Source organism: Streptomyces sp. NPDC101132, assembly GCF_044759225.1.
Lineage (GTDB): Bacteria > Actinomycetota > Actinomycetes > Streptomycetales > Streptomycetaceae > Streptomyces.
Map to the genome: position 1 here is coordinate 780,155 of NZ_JBIVYX010000001.1, position 21,360 is coordinate 801,514.

The following is a 21,360-nucleotide window of genomic DNA, read 5'->3' on the forward strand; positions in this document are numbered from 1 at the left end:
TTCCGCGCGACATGACATGTGAAATTCCAATGTCCCACAGCACATCGTGTGGGGAAGGTTTCGCGCCATAGTGCGGACGGGTCCGCTTCTGCCTTCCGTGCCGCGGGCGGCCCTCCTATGCTCCTGCGCCGAACGCGACCTGTTACCGGCGGTAAGGCAGGGGGACGGGATGAGTTCCAGGCGTACCTTCTTGGCGGGCGCGGCAGGCGCCGCGGGCGCGGCCGGCGCTGCCGGCGTGACAGGCGCGTCCCCGGCATCGGCGGCGGCCAGGGCGACCGCGGCCGGCGCGGCGGCGACCACAGGGGCGGCAGCCGCTGCCCCCGCCCTCCGGGACGGGGCCGCCCCCTCCGCCTCCCGGGGCACGGTCGCGGTGCTCGGCGGCGGTGTCGCCGGGCTGACCGCCGCCCACGAACTGGCCGAACGCGGCTTCGCCGTGACGGTCTACGAGCGCCGCGCGCTCGGCGGCAAGGCCCGCAGCATGGACGTGCCCGGCAGCGCCCGCGGCACGCGCCGGCCGCTCCCGGCCGAGCACGGCTTCCGCTTCATCCCGGGCATCTACCACAACCTCCCCGACACGATGCGCCGCATCCCCTTCCCCGGGAACGCCCACGGCGTCTGGGACAACCTGGTGGCCCCGCCCGAGATGATGTTCGCCCGGGCCGGCGGCCGCGAGGACCTGCGCGGCCCGATCCCCTGGGCCGGCGACCGGCCCGCCGCCCTCACCCCCGACGAGCTGCGGCGCGCCCTGACCGGGATGCTGGAGACGTTCGTCCGGCTGCCCGCCCACGAGGTGGCGTACTTTGTCAACCGCGTCCTGGTCTTCCTGACCAGCTGCGACGAGCGCCGCACCGAGGTCTGGGAGCGGACGCCCTGGTGGGAGTTCACCCGGGCGGCCCGGATGTCGTACGAGTACCAGCGCATCCTCGCGGTCGGCATCACCCGCAACATCGTGGCCACGAAGGCCGAGGAGGCCTCCACCCGCACCGTCGGCACGCTCGGCGAGGCCTTCGTCTTCAACGCCCTGGGCCGCGGCGCCGACGGCCCGCCGGACCGGATCCTCAACGCCCCCACCAACGAGGCGTGGATCGACCCGTGGACCGGCCATCTGCGGTCGCTGGGCGTGGAGTTCAAGGTGGGCTGGACGCTGCGCGAGCTGGCGTACGAGGACGGCCGGATCGGGCACGCGGCGGTCGAGGACCCCGACGGCACGGTCCACCGCGTCGTCGCCGACCACTACGTCAGCGCACTGCCCGTGGAGCACGCGCGGCGCACCTGGCCGGCCGCGCTGCGGGCCGCCGACCCGATGCTGGGCCGGTGCGACCGGCTGCGGACGGACTGGATGACCGGCATCCAGTTCTACCTGACACAGCGCGCGCCGATGGTGCACGGGCACGTCAACTGCGTCGACTCGCCCTGGTCCCTGACGGCCATACAGCAGGCGGAGCACTGGCCCCGGGAGGACTTCGCCGCCCGGTACGGGGACGGCACGGTGGTGGACTGCCTCTCGGTGGACATCTCCGAGTGGGACGCGCCGGGGATCCTGTACGGGAAGACGGCCAAGGAGTGCACGCGCGAGGAGGTGGCGCGGGAGGTGTGGGCGCAGCTGAAGGCGTCCCTGAACGACACGGGGAAGACCGTGCTGAGCGACGGCCGGCTGCACTCCTGGTTCCTCGACCCGGGCGTGGACGGCCTGGGCACCCCGCACCCGACGAACCAGGACGAGCTGCTGATCCACCCCGCCGGCACGCTGTACGACCGGCCGAGCGCGGCGACCCGGGTGCCGAACCTGTTCCTGTGCGGGGACTACGTGGCCGTGGACATCGACCTGGCGACGATGGAGGGGGCGAACGCCTCGGCCCGGGCCGCCGTCAACGCCCTCCTGGACCGGGCCGGTTCGGCGGCAGCGCGGTGTGCGGTGTTCCCGATGTTCCGGCCGCCGGAGCTGGAGGACGCCAAGCGGCACGACCGGTGGCGGTACCGTCTCGGCCTGCGGAACGTCTTCGACCTGGGCTGACGTACGTCGGTTACGGTCGTGCCCATGACGACGACTTCGGCCGGCCCGGGCGTGGGCCCGCTCCTGCGCACCTGGCGGGAGCGGCGCCGGGTCAGCCAGCTGGACCTCGCGATCCGGGCCGACTCCTCCGCCCGCCACATCAGCTTCATCGAGAACGGGCGGTCCCGCCCCAGCGAGGAGATGGTGCTGCGGCTGGCGGAGCACCTGGAGGTGCCGGTGCGGGAGCGCAACGCGCTGCTGCTGGCGGCCGGTTACGCGCCGCGGTACACCGAGACCCCGCTGGACGCGCCGTCGATGGGGGCGCTGCGGGAGGGGCTGGAGACGCTGCTGACCGGCTACGAGCCGTATCCGGCGCTGGTGGTGGACGCGACGTACAACGTGGTCGCCGCGAACCGCGGGATCGCGATGATGCTGGACGGGCTGCCGGAGCACCTGCTGGTCCCGCCGCTGAACGCGATGCGGATCACCCTGCACCCCGAGGGCTTGGCGCCGCGGATCCTCAACCTGCGCGAGTGGCGTGGGCATCTGCTGGCGCAGATGGAGCGGCAGATCGCGCTGGCCCGGTCGGAGCCGCTGCGGGTGCTGTACGAGGAGGTGTCGGCGTACCCGCTGCCGGCGCCGCACCCGGAGGACCCGGGCGAGGACACGGTGCCGGTGCCGTACTTCGCGCTGCCGCTGCGGATCGAACTCGGTGGCAGGGCGCTGTCGTTCGTCTCGTCCATCTCGACGTTCAACACGCCGATGGACGTGACCGTCGCCGAGCTGGCCATCGAGACGATGCTCCCGGCCGACCCGGCGACGGTGAAGTTCCTGCGCTCACTGGGTCCTTGAGCGGAGGGCCAGCTGCTGGAGCACGGCGAACCCGGCCACGGTGAGGGCCTGCGCGGGGATCCAGACGGCGCCCGCGGTCGTCGGGTCGAACCACACGAGCAGGGCGACGACGCTGAGCGCGGCCCACGCCAGGTTGATCTCGACGACCGCCTTGACGGCGAGGGCCGGGGGCTCGCGGCGGCTCGCGAGCCGGCCGACGGCCGCGCCGTAGAGGGCGAGCAGGATGCCGAGCTCCAGCACCAGCCCCTCCCCCACCCCGAGCAGCCGCCCGACGGGCTCGGAGAAGGCGGCGTAGACGAGCCCGTTGGCCCCGGTGACGACGGCGTCGAGCGCGAGGAAGCGCCGGAGCATGCGCTGCGGCTCGGCGGTCCGGGCAATGCTGGAGATCAGGGTCGCGGACATGGCGGATCACCCTCCATCGGGGTCGAAGACACAACCGGAAGCACCGGGCCCCGGAACCGAGTGCGCGCCCCCGGGGCCCGATGTCCCCACTGTGCCGCCGCCCCCGGAAGGGGTCGATTACGTCGGAGGTAATGCCGGTGTCCGCCCCGGGTCCCCGGGGCCGGCGGGGCTGCCGAGCAGCAGGTCGACGCCGTCAGGCGGCGGTCGGAAGGCCGGTGCGGGTCGGGGTGGCGGGCGCGGATTCGCCGGTGAGGCGTTGCAGGCGACGGGTCAGGAGGACCATGGCCGCGCCCGCCGCGATGACGGCGGCGCCCTGCCAGAGGAAGTTCAGGCTCTGCCCCAGGACCGGGTCCAGGCGCGGGAGCTGGCCGCCGATGGCGTCGCCGGTGGCGGCGGCGAGGAACCAGACGCCCATCATCTGGTTGGTGAACGCGCGCGGTGCGAGCTTCGTGGTGACCGAGAGGCCGACCGGGCTCAGGCACATCTCGCCCATGACCTGGATGACGTACACGCCCACCAGCCACATCAGCGAGACCTTCACGCCCCTGGAGGCGATGGCGGCCGCGCCGGACATGACCACGAACGAGGCGCCGACGAGCAGCAGGGCCAGGCCGAACTTCAGCGGGGTGCTCATGCGGCGGCCGCGCCGTACCCAGAACGAGGCGAAGACGGGGGCCAGGGCGATCACGAAGAGGGCGGGCAGGGACTGGGTCCAGCTGGCCGGGATGTGCCATCCGAGGAGGCTGAGGTCGGTCTTCCGGGCGGCGAACATGTTCAGCTCGTTGCCCATCTGGTCGTAGACCAGCCAGAACAGCGTGGCCGCCAGGAAGAGCCACACGTACGCGCGCAGCCGGGTCCGTTCCACCGGTGTCACCTTGGGGCTGCGGTACATCGAGACCAGCACGCCGCCGGGGACGACGACCGCGACCAGGGTCAGCGCGAAGGTGACGCCGTCGACGGAGAGTGCGTGCGCGGCCGCCAGCAGGGCGATCAGCGCGCCGGAGAAGACCAGGGAGTACGCGCCGGAGCGCAGCACCTTGGAGCGCTCGGCCGGGGTGAGCCGGACCACCGGCTCCTCGCGGAGCTGGGCGGCGAGCCGGCGGCCGCCCAGGACGTACTGGAGCAGGCCGAGGGCCATGCCGACGGCGGCGGCGCCGAAGCCGAGGTGCCAGTCGACCTCCTCGCCGAGGTAGCCGACGACGAGCGGGGCGAGCACGGCGCCCAGGTTGATGCCCATGTAGAAGAGCGAGTAGCCGGCGTCGCGGCGCTGGTCGTCCTCGGGGGCGTAGAGGCGGCCGACGAGCGCGGAGATGTTCGGCTTGAGGAGGCCCGTGCCGATCACGATGAGGACCAGGCCGCCCCAGACGCAGGCGCTGCTGCCGGGTACGGCGAGGGCCAGGTGCCCCAGCATGATCACCAAGCCGCCCCAGAGGACGGCGCGCCGGGCGCCGAGGAACCGGTCCGCGATCCAGCCGCCGGGCAGGGCCAGCAGGGAGATCATCGCCATGTAGACGCCCTCGACCGCCTCCGCGGTGCCCTCGTGGAGGCCGAGGCCGCCGTGGCGGAGGGGCGCGGCGAGGAAGTGGACGAGGATGGCGACCATGCCGTAGAGGCTGAAGCGCTCCCACAGCTCGGCGAGGACGAGGGTGGCGAGCCCGCGCGGATGACGCCTGCGGGCCCCGGGCTGCTGTGTGTCCGTGTCGCTCTTCACCTGACCATTGCAGCGCGCGGGGGTGGCCCCGGGGATCGTCCATTGGGTCCGGTTTGCCCCGTATAAAGACGGGGCGCCCCGGGCCGTCCGGCCCGGGGCGCAGGTCCCTGCGCCGACCTCGGCGCGGTACGTCAGCCCAGCTCGACGCCCAGCTGCGCGGCGGCGGCCAGGACGGTCTGCTCCAGCAGCACCGCGATGGTCATCGGCCCGACACCGCCGGGCACCGGGGTGATCAGGGAGGCGACGGCGGCCGCGGACTCGAAGTGGACGTCGCCCACGTTGCCCTCGTTGTAGCCGGCGTCCAGCACGACGGCGCCGGGCTTGATGTCCTCGCCCTTGATGAACTCGGCGCGGCCGACCGCGGCCACCAGCACGTCGGCCTCGCGGACGATGGACGGCAGGTCCACGGTGCGGGAGTGGCAGTAGGTGACGGTGGCGTCCTGGGCGAGCAGCAGCATGCCGGCCGGCTTGCCGAGGATGGCGCTGCGGCCGACGACCACGGCGCGCTTGCCGGTCAGCTCCACGTCGTACTCGGCGAGGAGGCGCATGATGCCGCCGGGCGTGCAGGAGCCGAAGCCGGGCTCGCCGAAGCTCATCGCGGCGAAGGAGTGCATGGTGACGCCGTCGACGTCCTTGGCCGGGGCGATGGCCTCGAAGGCGGCGCGCTCGTCGATGTGGTGCGGCACCGGGTGCTGGAGCAGGATGCCGTGCACCTCGGGGTCCTCGGAGAGGGCGGTGATGGCGGCCACCAGCTCCTCGGTGGTGGTCTCCGCGGGCAGGGCGACGTGGCGCGAGGTGATGCCGGCCTTGGCGCAACGGTTCTGCTTCATGCGTACGTAGGTGACGGACGCGGGGTCCTCGCCCACCAGCACGGTCGCGAGGCAGGGGGTGGTGCCGGTGGCCTCGGTGATCTTCGCCGCGTTCGCGGCGGTGGCCTCGGTGATGCGGCGGGCGACGGCGGTGCCGTCCATCAGGCGGGCAGTCTGGGCAGTCGTCACGGGGTCTCCTGAACGTCGCTGCGGATCGCGGTTCGCCCAGGCGCGCGGCAACGGCGTACCGCGGCGGCCGCCGTGTACGCCGGGCCGCTCCCCGGTGGTGATCCACCCAAGCGCCAGTCACGGCCCGCCGCCCACTGTAGTCGACCGGCCGGGACGGCCCGGCGGGCACCCGCCACCGGGGCCCCGCACCCATATCGGGTGGCAGAACCGGCACCCCGGCTGGGACGATCAAGACATGTCACCTACTTTCGACCGTCTCGTCGCCGAGGCCGAGACCGTCTCCGTCGACGGCTGGGACTTCTCCTGGCTGGACGGCCGGGCCAGCGAACAGCGCCCCTCCTGGGGCTACCAGCGGATGCTCGGCGAGAAGCTCGCCGGGGTGCAGGCGGCCCTGGACGTCCAGACCGGCGGCGGCGAGGTGCTGGCCGGCGCGGGGAAGCTGCCGCCGCTGATGGCCGCCACCGAGTCCTGGCCCCCGAACGTCGCCAAGGCCACCCGACTGCTGCACCCGCTCGGCGCGGTCGTGGTCGCCAACGAGGACGAGCCCCCGCTGCCCTTCGGGGACGCCGCCTTCGACCTGGTGACCAGCAGGCACCCGGTGACCATCTGGTGGGACGAGATCGCGCGGGTGCTGCGCCCCGGCGGCACCTACTTCTCGCAGCAGGTCGGGCCGGCCAGCGTCTTCGAGCTGGTGGAGTTCTTCCTCGGCCCGCAGCCCGAGGAGGTGCGCAACGCCCGGCACCCCGACGACGCCGCCCGGGACGCGGCAGCGGCCGGCCTGGAGGTGACCGATCTCCGCTCGGAACGGCTGCGCACCGAGTTCAACGACATCGGGGCCGTGATCTACTTCCTGCGGAAGGTGATCTGGATGGTTCCCGGCTTCACCGTCGGCCACCACCGCGAGCGGCTGCGCGAGCTCCACGAACGGATCGAGCGCGAGGGCCCGTTCGTCGCGCACACCGCCCGCTTCCTGATCGAGGCCCGCAAACCGGGCTGATCCCGGACGGTCCGCCGCCACGGCGTGGCGCAGGTCACTCAATTCCGCGCGTAACGAATCGACTCGGGCACGCGATGAACCGACAGGTGTCGTCGCGCGGCACGTTGGAGGGGACGGGAATACCGACCCGGATTGGCCCGTTTCCCCGCAGTCGCGCGATGATGTCCCGCCGTCCTTAATCTGTTCGCAACGAGAGGCTCCTTGTGTCGCTCAGCCCGTCCCGTACGTTCCCTCCGGAGATCGCCGAATCCGAGGCCCTCGTCGCGCTCGTCGAGCGCGGCCGCGAGCAGGGTCACATCAACGGTGACGACGTGCGCCAGGCCTTCGAGGCCGGCCGCATCCCGGTGGACCAGTGGAAGCGGGTCCTGCGCAGCCTGAACCAGGTCCTGGACGAGGAGGGGGTGGCCCTGCACGTCAGCGCCGCGCCCGCCGCCAAGACCGCCGCGAAGAAGCCGCGCAAGGCCGCGGCGGCCCCGGCCCGCGCCGTGGCCAAGAAGGCGGCGGCTGCGCCGCGCCCCATCGGCGCCCGCAAGACCGCGGCCGCCCCGGCCGCCGCCCCCGCGGCGGCGATATCCGCTCAGCCGACCGCCTCTCCCGCCGAGGCGGAGACCGCCGCCGCGGCCGCCGAGCCGAAGAAGCGCGCGGTCAAGAAGGCCACCGCGAAGAAGGCGGCGACCAAGAAGACCGCCGCGAAGAAGACCACGGCCAAGGACGCCGACGCGGGCGAGAACGTCGAGCTCGTCGAGGGCGAGGAGTGGGCGGAGGAGCTCGCCGACGAGCCGGAGGAGGACACGCAGAAGGCCGGCGCGGGCCAGGGATTCGTGCTGTCGGACGAGGACGACGACGACGCCCCGGCGCAGACGGTCATGGTGGCCGGTGCCACCGCCGACCCGGTCAAGGACTACCTCAAGCTGATCGGCAAGGTCCCGCTGCTCAACGCCGAGCAGGAGGTCGAGCTGGCCAAGCGCATCGAGGCCGGTCTCTTCTCCGAGTACAAGCTGGAGGAGGAGGACGACCACGAGGCGACCTTCAAGCGCGAGCTGGAGATCCTGGTCGAGGACGGCCGCCGGGCGAAGAACCACCTGCTGGAGGCCAACCTCCGTCTCGTGGTCTCCCTCGCCAAGCGCTACACGGGCCGCGGCATGCTCTTCCTGGACCTGATCCAGGAGGGCAACGTCGGTCTGATCCGTGCGGTCGAGAAGTTCGACTACACCAAGGGCTTCAAGTTCTCCACCTACGCGACCTGGTGGATCCGGCAGGCGATCACGCGCGCCATGGCCGACCAGTCGCGCACCATCCGCATCCCGGTGCACATGGTGGAGATCATCAACAAGCTCGCCCGTGTGCAGCGCCAGATGCTCCAGGACCTGGGCCGCGAGCCCACCCCGGAGGAGCTGGGCAAGGAGCTCGACATGACCCCGGAGAAGGTCATCGAGGTCCAGAAGTACGGCCGCGAGCCGATCTCCCTGCACACCCCCCTGGGTGAGGAGGGAGACAGCGAGTTCGGTGACCTCATCGAGGACTCCGAGGCCGTGGTCCCGGCCGACGCGGTCTCCTTCACCTTCCTCCAGGAGCAGCTGCAGTCGATCCTGGGCACGCTCTCCGAGCGTGAGGCGGGTGTCGTGTCCATGCGGTACGGGCTGAACGACGGCCAGCCGAAGACGCTGGACGAGATCGGCCGCGTGTACGGCGTCACGCGCGAGCGGATCCGGCAGATCGAGTCGAAGACGATGTCGAAGCTGCGCCACCCGTCCCGCTCCCAGGTGCTGCGCGACTACCTCGACTAGTCGCACCGGCGGTACGCGCCAAGGCCCGCGGCCCCCTCGGGGACCGCGGGCCTTCGCCGTGCGGGGACCTTCGCCGTGCGGGGGCCTCCCCCGCTCAGGCCAGCCGGAAGACCGGCCCGCGCGGCGTGAACGGCAGCGACGCCCCCTGCGGTACGAGGAAGGCGTGCTCGCGGCGGATCCGCAGCACGTCGCACCACCCGTCGGTGATCACCAGCACCGGCGCGGCCGCCGGGAAGTCCGGGGCCCGGGCCAGCAGGTCGATGCCGGGCTGCAGGGCCGTGCCGCCGCGCCCCCGTACCCGTACCCGGCCGGCGATGTCGGCGGGCTGGAGGTACCCGGCGTCGTGGGCGGCGGCGTCGCAGAACACCACCCGCGCCGCCGGCACGTCCCGGGCCGCCGCGTACGAGGCGATGGCCCCGAGCGCCTTCCCGAGCAGCACCCGGTCCATGGAGCCGGAGGTGTCCAGCACCACCCCGAAGGTGCACCGGGGGCTCTCCTCGGGCGGGAGGTACCGGCCGGCCCGCGGGATGTCCGGGGTCGCGGCCTGGCGGCGGGCGGGGCGGGCGTAGCTGCGCACCGGCTCGGGCCGCGGCACGTACGCGTCGAACCAGCGGGCCAGCCGCGCGTCCCAGGGCACCGGCGGGTGGGCCAGCGCCCGGATCTCCTCGACCAGTCCGGCGGGCAGCATCCCGCGCTCCTGGTGGCGGTGCAGGTCCAGGCCCTGGACCAGGCCGCGCCGGTAGAAGGCGTCGAGGTCGGTGTACGGGCGGCCGGCCGCGTGCGCGAGCGGCTCGCCCAGCATGTCGCCGCGGCCCTTGCCGCGCAGGGTGGCGAGCCGGCGGCGGCGCCGCAGCTCGCCGGCGATGCGGTCGTACACCTCCTCCACGGACAGGTCCCGCAGGTCCGGGTCGTACAGCAGGCCCTCGGGCATGTCGCCCACCGCCATCTCCACCAGCCAGCCGTTGACGACGTAGTCGGCGGCGACGTTGAAGAGGTACGGGTCGCGCGCCCCGCAGCGCTCGCCGTGCCGCAGCGCGGCGTGCAGCATCTCGTGGGCCAGGACGAACCGCCACTCGGGATCGGTGTGGCGGCGCAGCGGATTGACGTAGATCTCGCCCGCGGCCGCGCTGACGGCGGCCACGGCGATGTCGTGGGTGCGGGCCAGCTCGGCGTCCGCGACCACGGTCAGGCCCGCCGCGAGGCCGCCGAGCAGCGGATACGAGGAGACGAACCAGTTCAGGGCGCGGTCCCAGGGGCGCTGCGGCACCAGCTCGCCGGTGCTGCGGTCGCGGCGCCCGCCGGCCGTGTCCATGGCCTCCGAGATGCTGCGGGTGAGGGCCTGCGCGAAGGCGGCCTCCCAGTCCGTGGGGGCGAGGCCCCCGTAGGGCCACGTCCGCAGGATCTGGTCGGGCTCGCCGGGTGCGGAGCCGCAGTCCCGGTACCCGGCCGGGATGCCGTCGCGGCGCCAGCGGGCGGCCAGCTCCTCCTCGTCGCCGCCGGGGTACGCCCCGGGCAGGCCGTCGGGCGCGCGGCCGGCGGGGAAGGTGAGCAGGAAGCGGTTGACCACGGCGCAGCGGGCCGCGAGGAGGGGGCCGTCCGGCTCGGGGCGGTCGGCCTCGCGGCTCGCCGGGAGGTGGCCGAAACCGAGGTGGAGCAGGCTGTGGGCGATCGACCAGGCCCATGCGGCGGGCTCGGCGAGGCGGCTGGGGTGGACGTGCACGGAGCCGTTGGAGTCCACCCGGGTCAGGCCGCGGCGGGGGGCGAGGCCGCAGTCGGGGCTCCGGCAGAACTCGGCCTCCACGGCGGCGGAGGCGGGATTCCGCTTGATCAGCGCGAGGCCGGCCGCGAAGGCCTGGGCCGCCGGGTCGGGGCGGTCGGCCGCCTTGCGCGCCGGGCGGCTCACCGGCGGGCCTCCACCAGGCGCGGCATGTCGCGGGCCGCCTCGATGAGGAACCAGGCGGGCAGCACGGGCTGTCCGTCGGCGTCGTCGGCGATGACCGTCTGGGCGACCTCCACCGAGATCTCGGCCAGCTGGACGAGCAGGGACTTGGCCCGGTGCGCGGTCTGCCGGAGGGCGGGCGAGGCGTGCTCCCTGCGGGCGGGCAGCTCCTTGACCAGGCGGCCCCGGAAGGCCTCCGCCAGGTAGTAGAGCAGGTCCCGGTCCTGCGGCCGGCCCGGCCAGGACGCGTCGCCCTTGATGATCGCCTCGATGCCGAAGGTGTGGCGGACGATCTTCGCGTACCCGCAGAAGGAGACGGCGTGCGCGGGCGTGAGGGTGCCGTGCGCGACGACCTTGAGGGTCTCCTCGTCGAGGCCGTCGCCGAAGGAGTGCAGGGCGTCGGAGAGCATGTGCCAGGAGCGGGGCGTGGAGAAGGGCTCCTCGGTCTTGGGCGGGGCGGACCACAGGTGGTCGGGGCGGTCGGTCAGGTAGTCGGTCACCCAGGGGTGGATGCCGTGCTCGCCCGCCCACACCAGCCAGTCGCCGGCCGAGGCGGTCAGGTGCACGTGGGTGAGGCGGTTGACCAGTGCCGAGGCGATGGGCCGGGCCAGGGCGTTGTCGGTGGCGCGGTTGCCCGCGCCGATCACGATGGAGCCGGCGGGCAGCTCGTAGGAACCGATGCGGCGGTCGAGGATCAGCGAGTAGAACGCCTTCTGGACGTCCGGGGTGGCCGCGTTCAGCTCGTCCAGGAAGAGGCAGTACGGCTCGTCGCGGGCGATCGCCTCGGGCGGGCAGAACACCGACCGGCCGTCCCGGATCTGGGGGACGCCGATCAGGTCCTCGGGGGCAAGCTGGGTGCCGAGCAGGCTCACGCACTCCAGGCCCAGCGATTCGGCGAACTTCCTGACCAGCGACGACTTCCCGATGCCGGGCGCACCCCACAGGAACACCGGCCGCACGGTCGCGAGGCCGAGGAGGAGTTCGGGAACCTGGGCGGGGGTGACGGCGACGGCGGCCTGCACGGCGGGGGTCCCTCCGGGGGGTCTGGGTGCCCGGTCCGGGCGGATCCGGTGCGCCCACAGTCTGGGGCGCGCCGGATCCGCGGCGCAGCCGAATTACCGGCCGGCGGGCGCGCGTACGGGCCCGGAGGCCGGTACGGGGGCGGAGGCGGGTACGGGGGCGGAGGCCGGTACGGGCCCGGAGGCGGGTACGGGGGCGGAGGCCGGCACGGGCCCGGCCCCCGGTACGGGTTCGGCCGCCTGCTCCCCCGTCGCCGTACGCCGCCTCCGCGCGGCCAGCACGGCGTACACCGGCACGCCCGCGAAGAGGAACAGCACGCCCTGGTAGACGGCCGCGTACCCGGAGCCGGCGACCAGCCACATCGAGAAGGCGAAGGCCGCTCCGGCGAGCAGCGCGTCGCGGACCAGCCGGCCGCGGCTCACCCGCTCGTGCTGCCCGGAGGCCAGGAAGTACAGCTGGGCGGCGGTGGACAGCAGGTAGGGCACGGTGGCCGTGAAGGTGGTGACCAGCACCAGCACCTCGAAGACCCCGGCCGGCCCGGCGGTGAAGTTGTAGACGGTGAGGGCCGAGGCCAGGACCACGGTGACCAGCACGCCGGCCACGGGCACCCCGCGCCGCTTCACCGTGAACACCTGCGGGAACAGCCCGTCGCGGGCCGCCGCGTACGGGGTCTGCGCGCTCAGCAGGGTCCAGCCGTTCAGCGCGCCGGTCATCGACACCAGGGCCGCGCAGGCCACGGCCGCCCCGCCCCAGGTGCCGCCGAACATGGCGTCGACCGCGGCGGAGAACGGCGCCTGGGAGGTGACCAGTTCGTCGTGGGCGACCAGGCCGAAGACGGCGAGGGTGCCCAGCAGGTAGACCACGGCCGCGCCCAGGGTGCCGAGGACGGTGGCCCGGCCGACGGTGCGCCCCGGGTCGCGGACCTCGCCGGCGCTGACCGCGGCGGACTCGACGCCCAGGTAGCTGAAGAGCAGGATCGCGGCCGCGGCCGAGACCGCGCCGAGCGGGGTCTCGCCCTCGGCCAGGAAGGGCCCGAGGTTGTCCGGGTCGAAGAAGAACAGGCCGCCGACGGCCACCAGCAGCAGCGGTGCGAACTTCAGCACGGTGGCGACCAGTTGTACGGCGCCCACGTACCGGGTGCCGGCCAGGTTGGCGAGCGCGGGCAGCCACTGGATCAGCAGGGCGGCCAGGCACGCGGACCAGGCGGACCCCAGCGGGAGGAGGACGTCGAGGTAGCCGACGGCGGCCACGGCGAGGGCCGCGTTGGAGACCCAGGTGGTGATCCAGTAGCTCCAGGCGGCCAGGAACCCGGCGAAGTCGCCGAAGGCGGCGCGCGCGTACACGTAGGGGCCGCCGGTCTGCGGGTGGCGCCCGGCCAGCCGGCCGAAGACCAGCGCGAGGGCGATCGCGCCGAGGGTGAGGACCCCGAAGGCGGCCAGGCTGACGGTGCCGAAGGGGGCCACGGAGGCGGGCAGCAGGAAGATGCCGCCTCCGATGATGTTGCCCATGACCAGTGCGGTCGCGACGGGCAGTCCGAATCGCCGGGAGTGGCGGCTTGTGGCCCCGTCCGCGGCTATGGGGGTGGTCATGTGCGGTTGTACAGCCTTCGACTCGGTGCGTTGCCAAAAACGCGACCATGGTCGGGTACGGCCGGGGCGCGGCAAAATCAGCGTGTTTCGTCCCGTACGACGGCCCCGCCGGGCGGAAGTGTTGCGTCCGGAACGGCTCCGGGCCGGTGATCCTCCACCGCGTCCGGCGCCGGTTTCTCCGCCCCCACCGGGACCTCCGCCTCCACCGGCACCTCCGGTCCCGCGCCCTCGCGCAGCCAGCGGCGCAGCACCCGGTGCACCCGCTCCGCGCCGACCGGCTCCCCGGGCGCCGACAGCTCGACCGGCCAGAGCAGGAAGGGCCGGCTCTGCTCGCCGCCGAGCCCGCCGTGGGAGCCGATCTGCTCCTCGAAGGCGTGCACCTCCCCGGTGTCCGGGTGGTAGGCGGAGTTGACCATGACGTCCGCGACGTGCGGGAAGGTATCGGTGCGCCGTACGGCCTCTGCCGCGCCCGGCCCGAAGTCCGCGAGCAGGGTCTCCAGCGCGCCCGGTTCGTCCAGCCGGGCCTCGGCCCCGCCGCCGGCCAGCACCACCGAGCCGCCGCTCCCGTCGCGCACCAGCAGGAAGCCGATGCCGGGATGGGCGGCGAGGGTGGCCAGCAGAGCCGGGTGCCGGCGCTCGATGCGCTGCCGGGTCACCCGGCCGGGCAGGTCGGGGAAGGAGATCAGGCCCAGGTTGCCCGAGGCGAGCACCACCGGCTCCGAGCGGCGGGCCGGGGGCGCCTCCTCCCCCTCCTCCTCCTCGACCGGCCGGTGCAGGGCCGCGCGTACGGCGGCCCGCGCCTCGGCGCCGCTGCGGGTGCGGCCGGCCCGGCGGGAGACCGGCAGCCCGCAGCCGGCCCGGACCAGGTCCTTCAGCGTGAGCCCGTACCGGCCGAGGAAGGTCTCGCCCGGGCTCTGGCCGTGGTCGGAGAGCAGCACGATCCGGTAGGGGCGCGGAGCGTGTTCGGCCGCCTTGGCGATCAGGGCGATGCTGCGGTCCAGGCGTTCGAGGACCTTGCCGGCGTCCCGGCTGCGGGGGCCGGAGTGGTGGGCCACCTCGTCGTACGCGACCAGGTCGGCGTAGACGGCGGCGCGCCCGGCGAGCAGGTCGCCCATCACGGCGGCCACCACCACGTCGCGTTCGACGACCGTCGCGAAGGCCCGGATGAAGGGGTAGGCGCCGCCGCGGGAGACGCGCGGGCGGTCGCCCCGCAGCCGGGCCGAGAGCGACTGGGCGATCTCGCGCACCACCTCGGCCGCCAGGGAGAGGGCGGTCCGCACGGCGTTGGCGGGGTCGGAGAAGTACGCGAAGTAGCCGGCCCGGGACCGGTTGGCGCGGCCCCGGCGGGCGGACAGGGACAGCACCAGGGCGAGCTGGTCGGCACCGCCGCTGAAGAGGTTGCCGCGGCTGGCGCCGTCGAGGGTGAGCAGGCCGCCGTCCTTGGTGCGGGCGATGGCGCGGCGCTGCAGTTCGGCGGCGCTGGTGGGCCGGTTGCAGACGACGATCTCGCCGGTGTCCTTCTCGTACCAGCGGAAGGCGGGCACGTCGAAGTTGGTGCCGTGGAGGATGCCGAGCTGGCTGGCGCCGGTCTGGCTGGACCAGTCGGTGTGCCAGGGCGTCAGCCGGTGGCCGCCGGCGTCGAGCCAGCCGGCGACGGTGGGCATCAGGCCCTCGGCCAGCGCCTGCCGCAGCACGTCGTGGCCGACGCCGTCGAGCTGGAGGAAGAGCAGGCCGGGGACGCGGTCCGGGGCGCCGGGTGCGGGGCCGCGGCCGCGGCGCCGGCGTTTGCGGTCGGCGAGCCGGGAGAGGCGGCGGCGGTAGGCGTCGTCGTCGCGGACGGCGAGGGCGGTGGCGGTGGCCGAGGCGACGGCCGACATCACGGCGGCGACCACGACGGCGGTCTCCGGGTCCGCCTCGCCGCGGCCGTCGGGGATCAGGTCGAGGGCGATCAGGAGCAGCGAGCCGTTGAGGAAGAACACCAGCAGGCCGAGGACGAGGGCCGGGACGAGCAGCAGGGCGCGCACCAGGACCGGCCAGACCAGGGCGTTGAGGACGCCGAAGGCGCCGGCGCCCCAGGCGGCGGTGAGCGCGATCCGGGTGATGCTGTCGCCGTCGTCGGACTGGAGCTGGAACTCGGGCAGCAGGCCGGCCAGGGCGAGCATCGTGAGGGTGGAGACCGCCCAGACCACCAGGACGCGCAGCAGCGCCCCGCCCGCGGTCCGCCATCGCCCTCGCAGCACCCCGCCACCCGCCTTCGGCTCCCGGCCCGCGGCTCGCGGGTCCCCCGCCCCAGCGTCGCACGAATGGTGCGCTTTACGACGTATTCGGGCGCGGGGTACCGCCGGGGGCGGGGCGGGCGGGGCGGCCGGGGCACGCGCCGCAGGCGGGGTACGCGGGGCGCGGTCACGTCCCGTGGGGCCACGTGCGGCGCGTGCCGGGCGCGGAGGGTGCGCGACGGACGCCGACCCGGCCGTACGCGCCGCGGGCGGGGTACGTGCCGGAACCGCCGGGGCGCCGGCGGTCGGCGGCTCGGCCCGGCGGCGCCCCCGACTCCGGACCGGCCCCCGGCCGGCGCCCGGCCGGCGCCCGGCCGGCGCCCGGTCGGCATCCGGTCGGCACCCCGCCGGCACCCACGCGGCACCCGGCCAGTGCGCACCCCGCCCGGCCCGCGGCCGGCGTCGGCTCAGGTCCCGTCGTAGCCCGCGGTCGGCATGGAGAGCCTGCGGTGGACCTCGGCCTTCATGGCGGCGGTGTACGTGGGTTCGTCGGCGCCCACCGTCTCCAGCCGCACCCCGCGCCGCGCGCACTCGGCGGTGAACTCGGCCACGGAACTCAGCGCGCGTTCCAGGACGCGCTGGTTGGGGGCGACGAACAGGTCCACCTGCCCGGCGTCGATGTCGGACCAGAGCCCGATGTGGTCCGCGCGCAGCCCGTAGAAGAAGAGCTGCCGCGTCACCACGTACCCCTGGTCGGCGGCCCAGCGCGCGCACATGGCGTGCTGGCTGCGGGTGTCGACGACGAACGGGTCGGCGTCGAGCTGTTCGAGCGGGGCCAGACTGGCGATCGCGGCCACGCGCACCTCATCCATGGCGCCCGACCATACTCCGATCGGCGGTCCGCGAGGAGGGGGTGGCGGGAGGCGAAAACCTCGGGCGGGACCCCGGCCGCCCCGGGTGCCGAAGAGGTTTCGTACGCTCCTCCAACGCCCTGGCCAGCCGCGCAGAAACGGGAAAATCCGGCAATGAGCACGTACCTTCCCAGCCCACCCCCGCAGCCCGAGCGCGAACCGGACATTTCCGTGGTGATCGCGGTCTACAACGCGATGCCGTACCTCACCGAGTGCCTGGACTCGGTGGTCGGCCAGTCGCTGGGGGTCGAGCGGATCGAGGTGATCGCGGTCGACGACGGCTCGACGGACGGCAGCGGGGCCGAGCTGGACCGCTACGCCGCCCGCTACCCGCAGGTGCGGGTGGTGCACCAGGCCAACTCCGGCGGCCCGAGCCGGCCGCGCAACCGGGCGCTGGACCTGGCCAGGGGCCGGTACGTGTACGTCGTCGACGCCGACGACCTGCTGGGTCCCGAGACCCTGGAGCGGCTGATGCGGATGGCCGACACGCAGGGCAGCGACGTGGTGCTGGGCCGGCTGGTGGGCCTGGGGCGGACGGTGTCGGACAAGGCGCACCGGCACGCCGAGCAGGCCGACCTGTACACCTCGGAGGTGTACCGGGCCCTGCACAGCGCGAAGCTGATCCGGCGGCGGATCCTGGAGCGGGACCGCATCCGCTACCCCGAGGACCTGTGGTTCGGCGAGGACCAGCTGTTCGTGACGGAGGCGTACCTGGCCGCCGGGAAGATCTCCGTGGTCGGCGACTACGACTGCTACTACCTGCGGCGCCGCGAGGACGGCCAGAACATCACGCAGCGCAGCCGCACCGCGCACGAGACGGTGGAGCACATCGAGCGCGTGATGGCCATGGTGGCCGAGCGCGTGCAGGACCCGGTCGGGCGGCGCCGGATGCTGGGCCGGCACTTCCGGGCGCTGCTGGCCAAGGCGCTGCGGCCGGCGGCGTGGGCGCGGCGGGACTACCCGGAGTTCTCGGCGGAGGTCTTCCGGCGCGGCCGGCTGCTGTGCGACGCGTACTGGTCGCCGGAGATGGCGAGCGAGCTGACGCAGCTCGACGCGATCCGCCTGTACTGCTTCCTGGGCGGGGGGATGGACGCCTTCGAGGTGCTGGCCGGGTACGACCAGGCGAAGAACCCGCCGGAGCTGGTGGCCGACGGCGGGCGGCTGTACAAGGCGTTCCCGGGCTTCCGGGACCCGGCCGCGGGGCTGCCGGACGAGCTCTTCGACGTCACGGACACGGTGAAGGCGCAGCACCACCTGCGGTCGGTGGGCTGGAAGGAGAGCCTGGTCCGGCTGACCGGGCACGCGTACCTGGAGGCGTACGGCACCGGCCCCGAGCCGTCCGAGCTGGTGCTGCGCGAGCGGGCGACCGGCCGCGAGCTGACGGTGCCGGTGACACCGCGGCCGACGCCGGAGCTGGCCGAGGAGGGCACCCGGCGCGGCGTGGACCTGGGCACGGCCGGCTTCCGGGTGGACCTGGAGCTGTCCACGGTGGACGGCGGCGGGCCGATCGGCCCGGGCGTGTGGGACTGCTTCCTGACGGTACGGGCGGACGCCGTGGCCCGCACGGTCCGGCTGGGCCGCGCCCACGCGGCGGACCTGGACAAGACGGCGCGCCGGTCGCGCGTGGTGGCCCGGGACGCGGCCTCGGGCACGGAGCTGGCGGTGTCGCCGTTCTTCACCGCCAACTACGACAACCTGAGCTTCGAGGTGGTCCGCCGCTTCACGCTGCCGACCGGGTGAACCGGGCGTTCCGCGCGCGGGCGGCCTAGGCTCGGGGCAGTGGTCGGTTTTTCGGGCGGGGCGTGGTGGTCGAGGAGGGGTGCGCGTGCCGGTGGAGATCACCTGGTGGGGTCATGCCACCTGTACGGTCGAGGACTCCGGGGTGCGGCTGCTGACCGATCCGCTGTTCGCCGGGCGGCTGGCCCATCTGCGGCGGCGCCGCGGGGCTCCGCCGCCGGCCGCGGCGGCCGTGGCCGAGGCGGTGCTGGTCTCGCACCTGCACGCCGACCACCTGCACGTGCCCTCCCTGGCCCGGCTGGCGCCGGGCACCCGGGTGCTGGTGCCGCGCGGGGCGGTGCGGGCGGTGCCGTCGCTGGCCCGGCTGCCCGGGCTGTCGCTGACGGAGGTGGCGCCCGGTGACGAGGTGCGGGTGGCGGACCTGACGGTACGGGTGGTCAGCGCCCGGCACGACGGGCGGCGGCTGCCGTTCGGGCCCCGGGTCGCGCCCGCGCTGGGGTACGTGGTGGAGGGCGAGGACCGGACGTACTTCGCCGGCGACACCGGGCTGTTCGACTCGATGGCCGAGGAAGTGGGGCCGGTGGACGTGGCGCTGCTGCCGGTCGGCGGCTGGGGTCCGTTCCTGGGTCCCGGCCACCTGGACGCGCGCCGGGCGGCGCGGGCGCTGGCCGAGCTGGTGCGGGTGGGCCGGCCGCGGCGGGCGGTGCCGGTGCACTACGGCACGTACTGGCCGATCGGGATGGACGCGGTGCGGCCGCACGAGTTCCACGCTCCCGGGGACGAGTTCGTCCGGCACGCGGCCGCGCTGGCGCCGGGGGTGGCGGCGGAGCCGCTGGGGCACGGCGAGAGCGTGGTGGCGTGATGCTGCTGGAGGTGGCACGGGAGGTGCCACCGGAGTCGGCGCAGCAGGCGGTGGGCTACCCGGCGCTGTTCCTGCTGGTGGCCCTGGGGGCGCTGATGCCGGTGATTCCCACGGGGGCGCTGGTGAGTTCGGCTGCCGTGGTCGCGCTGCACCACGCGACGCTGCCGTGGGGGCTGGCGCTGGTCTTCGTGGTGGCGGCGCTGGGTGCCTTCACCGGGGACCTGGCGCTGTACTGGCTCGGGCAGCGCGGGGTGCGGTCGCGCAACGGCTCGCGGTGGCTGGGCGCGCTGCGGGGCCGGGCGGCGCCGGAGACGCTGGCGGCCGCGCAGGACCGGCTGACCGAGCACGGGGTGGCGGTGCTGGTGGTCTCGCGGCTGGTGCCGGCCGGGCGGATCCCGGTGATGCTGGCGTGCCTGCTGGCGGAGATGCCGCTGCGCACGTTCGCCCGCGGGGACCTGCCGGCCTGCCTGGCGTGGGCGGCCACGTACCAGCTGATCGGGATCCTGGGCGGCTCGCTGTTCGACGAGCCGTGGAAGGGCCTGGTCCTGGCGGTGGCCCTGGCCCTCCTGCTCAGTGCGGCCCCGACGCTCTGGCGCCGCCTGCGCCACCGTCCCGCGTAGCCGCTCCCGGGAGCGCCGCCGCGCCGTGGAGCGCCGCAGCGCCCGTCCGACCGGCCCGTTCGTGAGACCGGCCCGTTCAAGGGCCCGGCCGGGTCCCCGCCGAGTGCGCGGTGGGGACCCGGCCGGGCCGGTTTCGGGGCGGCCGGGCCGGTTTCGGGCGGGCTGGTCGTCAGGCCTTCAGGTGGGCCAGTACGGCGGCCATCGAGCGGCGGATCGCGGCGCGGGACTCGTCGGTCGGGTCGAGGGTCTCGAAACCGTGGTGGCCGTTCGGCACCTCGACCACCTCCACACGGGCCCGGCACTCCTTCGCGACGGCCAGGAACGCGTCGACCGTCTCCAGGATCGCCGGCTGTTCGAGGCCCGCCCGGGTGAGCACCACCGGCAGGCCGCCCGCGGCGGGCAGGGCGCGCGCCGGGTGGAACCGGCTGTCCGCGAGGCCCCAGTTGGGCAGCGGGTCCATCACCGGGTACGTGGCGGCCAGGCAGCGCAGCCAGGCAGGCGGCGCCCCGAGCCAGTCGGCGCTCATCGGCGAGCCGCCGGAGAAGAACCACAGGGCGATGCGGTCGCCGTCGATCCGCGGGTCGGCCCGTACGCGTTCCACCGCCGCGGCGACGTCCCCGGCGGCGCGGTCGAAGTCGGCGAGGTCGTGGAGCCGGTGGTCCAGGGTCACGCCGACGACCCCGCCCTCGGCGGCGAGGCGGGCGTACCCGCCGATCGCCGGCCAGTCGCGCGGCGTCGGCCGCGCCTCGGCGGGGACCGGTCCGCCGTGGATGATCACGACGGCGGGGAGCGGGGCGGCCCGGCCGCCGGCCGCGTCGGGCAGGTACAGGTCGACGTTGTCGTGCCGCTCGCGCGGCCGCTCCGGCACGTCCAGGGCGAAGGGCCGCAGGTGTCCGGGGACTTCGGCGGTCGCCGGGTCGAGCCGGTGGCCCTCGTCGGCGGCCGCCGCCAGCAGGACGCCGGCCACCTCGTCGGGGCAGGACAGCATCGGCCAGTGGCCGGTGGGCAGCTCGAAGAACGTCACCCGCGGGTCGACGAGCGCCTTCAGGGCGGGGTCGCCGAAGCCCACCAGGGCCTCCAGCAGGGCGATGCCCGGTCCGTTGAGCGTGCACAGGACGCCGGTGGTCGGCACCGCCCCGACCGCGCCGGTCAGGGCCAGCGGCTGGAGGAGGGTGCCCGCGGGCTGCGGCGCGGCGAGGGCGGTCAGCCGGTCGAGTGCCGCGGCGGGGACACCCGCGGTGCTGCCCCAGCGCTGCCACTCCTCGGGGCCCGCGGGGGGCGCCAGTGGTCCGGCGGTCCCCGCTGCGGCCCGGCGTACGAGGTCGTCGCGCACGCCCTGGTCCGGGACGGCCGCCAGGGCGGGGACCCCGTCCATCGGCATGCCGGAGTCGAGGTACACGACCCGGCGGACGCGGTCGGCGCGCCGGTCGGCGGCGCCGACCGCCGGGTGGATGCCGTAGTCGTGGCCGACCAGCACGATCCCCTCACCGGCCGCGTCCACGGGGACCGCGTCGACGGCCCGGACCACGTCCGCGATGTGCGCCTCCAGGTCGGCGTCCCGCACGTCCCGGGCCGGAGCCACCCCCGTGGGCTCCGGTCCGGTCATGCCGGTGAGGGTCACGGCGTGGGCCGTCGCACCCGCCGCGGTGAGCCGCTCGGCGGTCCGCTCCCAGACGTGCCCGCCGGTGAACACGCCGGACACCAGGATGAATACGGTCATGGCCCT

At 74.6% G+C, this 21,360-nt stretch carries 16 protein-coding genes and 1 riboswitch; of the genes, 7 read left to right on the top strand and 9 right to left on the bottom strand.

Annotated elements, in window-relative coordinates; translation table 11 throughout:
• Positions 1-169 precede the first annotated feature (169 nt).
• Together ACIQUR_RS03515 and ACIQUR_RS03520 are read left to right on the top strand one after the other, a co-directional pair.
• Positions 170-2,014 (top strand): FAD-dependent oxidoreductase, encoded by a 1,845-nt coding sequence (locus ACIQUR_RS03515; RefSeq protein WP_403657501.1) that lies wholly within the window; start codon positions 170-172, stop codon positions 2,012-2,014.
• 24 nt (positions 2,015-2,038) lie between these two features.
• A complete protein-coding gene (locus ACIQUR_RS03520; protein WP_403657503.1) occupies positions 2,039-2,845 on the top strand; it encodes a helix-turn-helix domain-containing protein in 807 nt (268 codons plus the stop codon).
• Here the strand turns inward: ACIQUR_RS03520 and ACIQUR_RS03525 are convergent.
• From ACIQUR_RS03525 to ACIQUR_RS03535, 3 genes are all read right to left on the bottom strand, one after another.
• Positions 2,831-3,247 carry a hypothetical protein gene (locus tag ACIQUR_RS03525; protein WP_403657506.1) on the bottom strand — a complete coding sequence of 139 codons (417 nt, stop codon included), beginning with the start codon at positions 3,245-3,247 and terminating at the stop codon, positions 2,831-2,833. The genes ACIQUR_RS03520 and ACIQUR_RS03525 overlap by 15 nt on opposite strands.
• Positions 3,248-3,440: 193 nt before the next feature.
• Positions 3,441-4,958, bottom strand: coding sequence for a peptide MFS transporter (locus ACIQUR_RS03530; RefSeq protein ID WP_403657509.1), 1,518 nt, complete (start codon positions 4,956-4,958; stop codon positions 3,441-3,443).
• 131 nt (positions 4,959-5,089) lie between these two features.
• Complete coding sequence (locus ACIQUR_RS03535; protein WP_403657512.1) at positions 5,090-5,956, bottom strand: bifunctional 5,10-methylenetetrahydrofolate dehydrogenase/5,10-methenyltetrahydrofolate cyclohydrolase; 867 nt, start codon at positions 5,954-5,956, stop codon at positions 5,090-5,092.
• Between the two features lie 27 nt (positions 5,957-5,983).
• Positions 5,984-6,087: riboswitch (ZMP/ZTP riboswitch) on the bottom strand.
• Positions 6,088-6,191: 104 nt separating this feature from the next.
• Between ACIQUR_RS03535 and ACIQUR_RS03540 the strand changes: the two genes are divergently transcribed.
• Together ACIQUR_RS03540 and ACIQUR_RS03545 are read left to right on the top strand one after the other, a co-directional pair.
• The gene (locus ACIQUR_RS03540; RefSeq protein WP_403657515.1) at positions 6,192-6,953 is read left to right on the top strand and encodes a class I SAM-dependent methyltransferase; all 762 of its coding nucleotides are present in this window, start codon (positions 6,192-6,194) and stop codon (positions 6,951-6,953) included.
• Positions 6,954-7,156: 203 nt separating this feature from the next.
• Complete coding sequence (locus ACIQUR_RS03545) at positions 7,157-8,740, top strand: RNA polymerase sigma factor (RefSeq protein WP_403657518.1); 1,584 nt, start codon at positions 7,157-7,159, stop codon at positions 8,738-8,740.
• Between the two features lie 94 nt (positions 8,741-8,834).
• Here the strand turns inward: ACIQUR_RS03545 and ACIQUR_RS03550 are convergent, their stop codons facing one another.
• From ACIQUR_RS03550 to ACIQUR_RS03570, 5 genes are all read right to left on the bottom strand, one after another.
• Entirely contained in the window at positions 8,835-10,643 is a 1,809-nt protein-coding gene (locus tag ACIQUR_RS03550) for a hypothetical protein (protein WP_403657521.1), read from the bottom strand.
• A complete protein-coding gene (locus tag ACIQUR_RS03555; RefSeq protein ID WP_403657524.1) occupies positions 10,640-11,701 on the bottom strand; it encodes an ATP-binding protein in 1,062 nt (353 codons plus the stop codon). Before ACIQUR_RS03555 ends, ACIQUR_RS03550 begins: the two co-directional genes overlap by 4 nt.
• Before the next feature lie 93 nt (positions 11,702-11,794).
• On the bottom strand, positions 11,795-13,288 hold the full coding sequence (locus ACIQUR_RS03560) for an amino acid permease (RefSeq protein WP_403657527.1): 1,494 nt from the start codon (positions 13,286-13,288) through the stop codon (positions 11,795-11,797).
• Positions 13,289-13,365: 77 nt separating this feature from the next.
• A complete protein-coding gene (locus ACIQUR_RS03565; protein ID WP_403657530.1) occupies positions 13,366-15,528 on the bottom strand; it encodes a phage holin family protein in 2,163 nt (720 codons plus the stop codon).
• A 443-nt stretch (positions 15,529-15,971) separates the two neighbouring features.
• On the bottom strand, positions 15,972-16,376 hold the full coding sequence (locus tag ACIQUR_RS03570; RefSeq protein ID WP_403657533.1) for a hypothetical protein: 405 nt from the start codon (positions 16,374-16,376) through the stop codon (positions 15,972-15,974).
• A 153-nt stretch (positions 16,377-16,529) separates the two neighbouring features.
• On the opposite strand from ACIQUR_RS03570, the gene ACIQUR_RS03575 reads away from it, so the two are divergent.
• From ACIQUR_RS03575 to ACIQUR_RS03585, 3 genes are all read left to right on the top strand, one after another.
• Positions 16,530-18,155 (top strand): glycosyltransferase, encoded by a 1,626-nt coding sequence (locus ACIQUR_RS03575; RefSeq protein WP_403657537.1) that lies wholly within the window; start codon positions 16,530-16,532, stop codon positions 18,153-18,155.
• An 85-nt stretch (positions 18,156-18,240) separates the two neighbouring features.
• A complete protein-coding gene (locus ACIQUR_RS03580; protein WP_403657540.1) occupies positions 18,241-19,014 on the top strand; it encodes an MBL fold metallo-hydrolase in 774 nt (257 codons plus the stop codon).
• On the top strand, positions 19,014-19,634 hold the full coding sequence (locus tag ACIQUR_RS03585) for a DedA family protein (RefSeq protein WP_403658021.1): 621 nt from the start codon (positions 19,014-19,016) through the stop codon (positions 19,632-19,634). The genes ACIQUR_RS03580 and ACIQUR_RS03585 overlap by 1 nt, the downstream gene beginning before the upstream one ends.
• Positions 19,635-19,803: 169 nt before the next feature.
• Here ACIQUR_RS03585 and ACIQUR_RS03590 read toward each other — a convergent pair whose 3' ends face one another.
• The gene (locus ACIQUR_RS03590) at positions 19,804-21,354 is read right to left on the bottom strand and encodes an alpha/beta hydrolase (RefSeq protein WP_403657543.1); all 1,551 of its coding nucleotides are present in this window, start codon (positions 21,352-21,354) and stop codon (positions 19,804-19,806) included.
• Positions 21,355-21,360 lie beyond the last annotated feature (6 nt).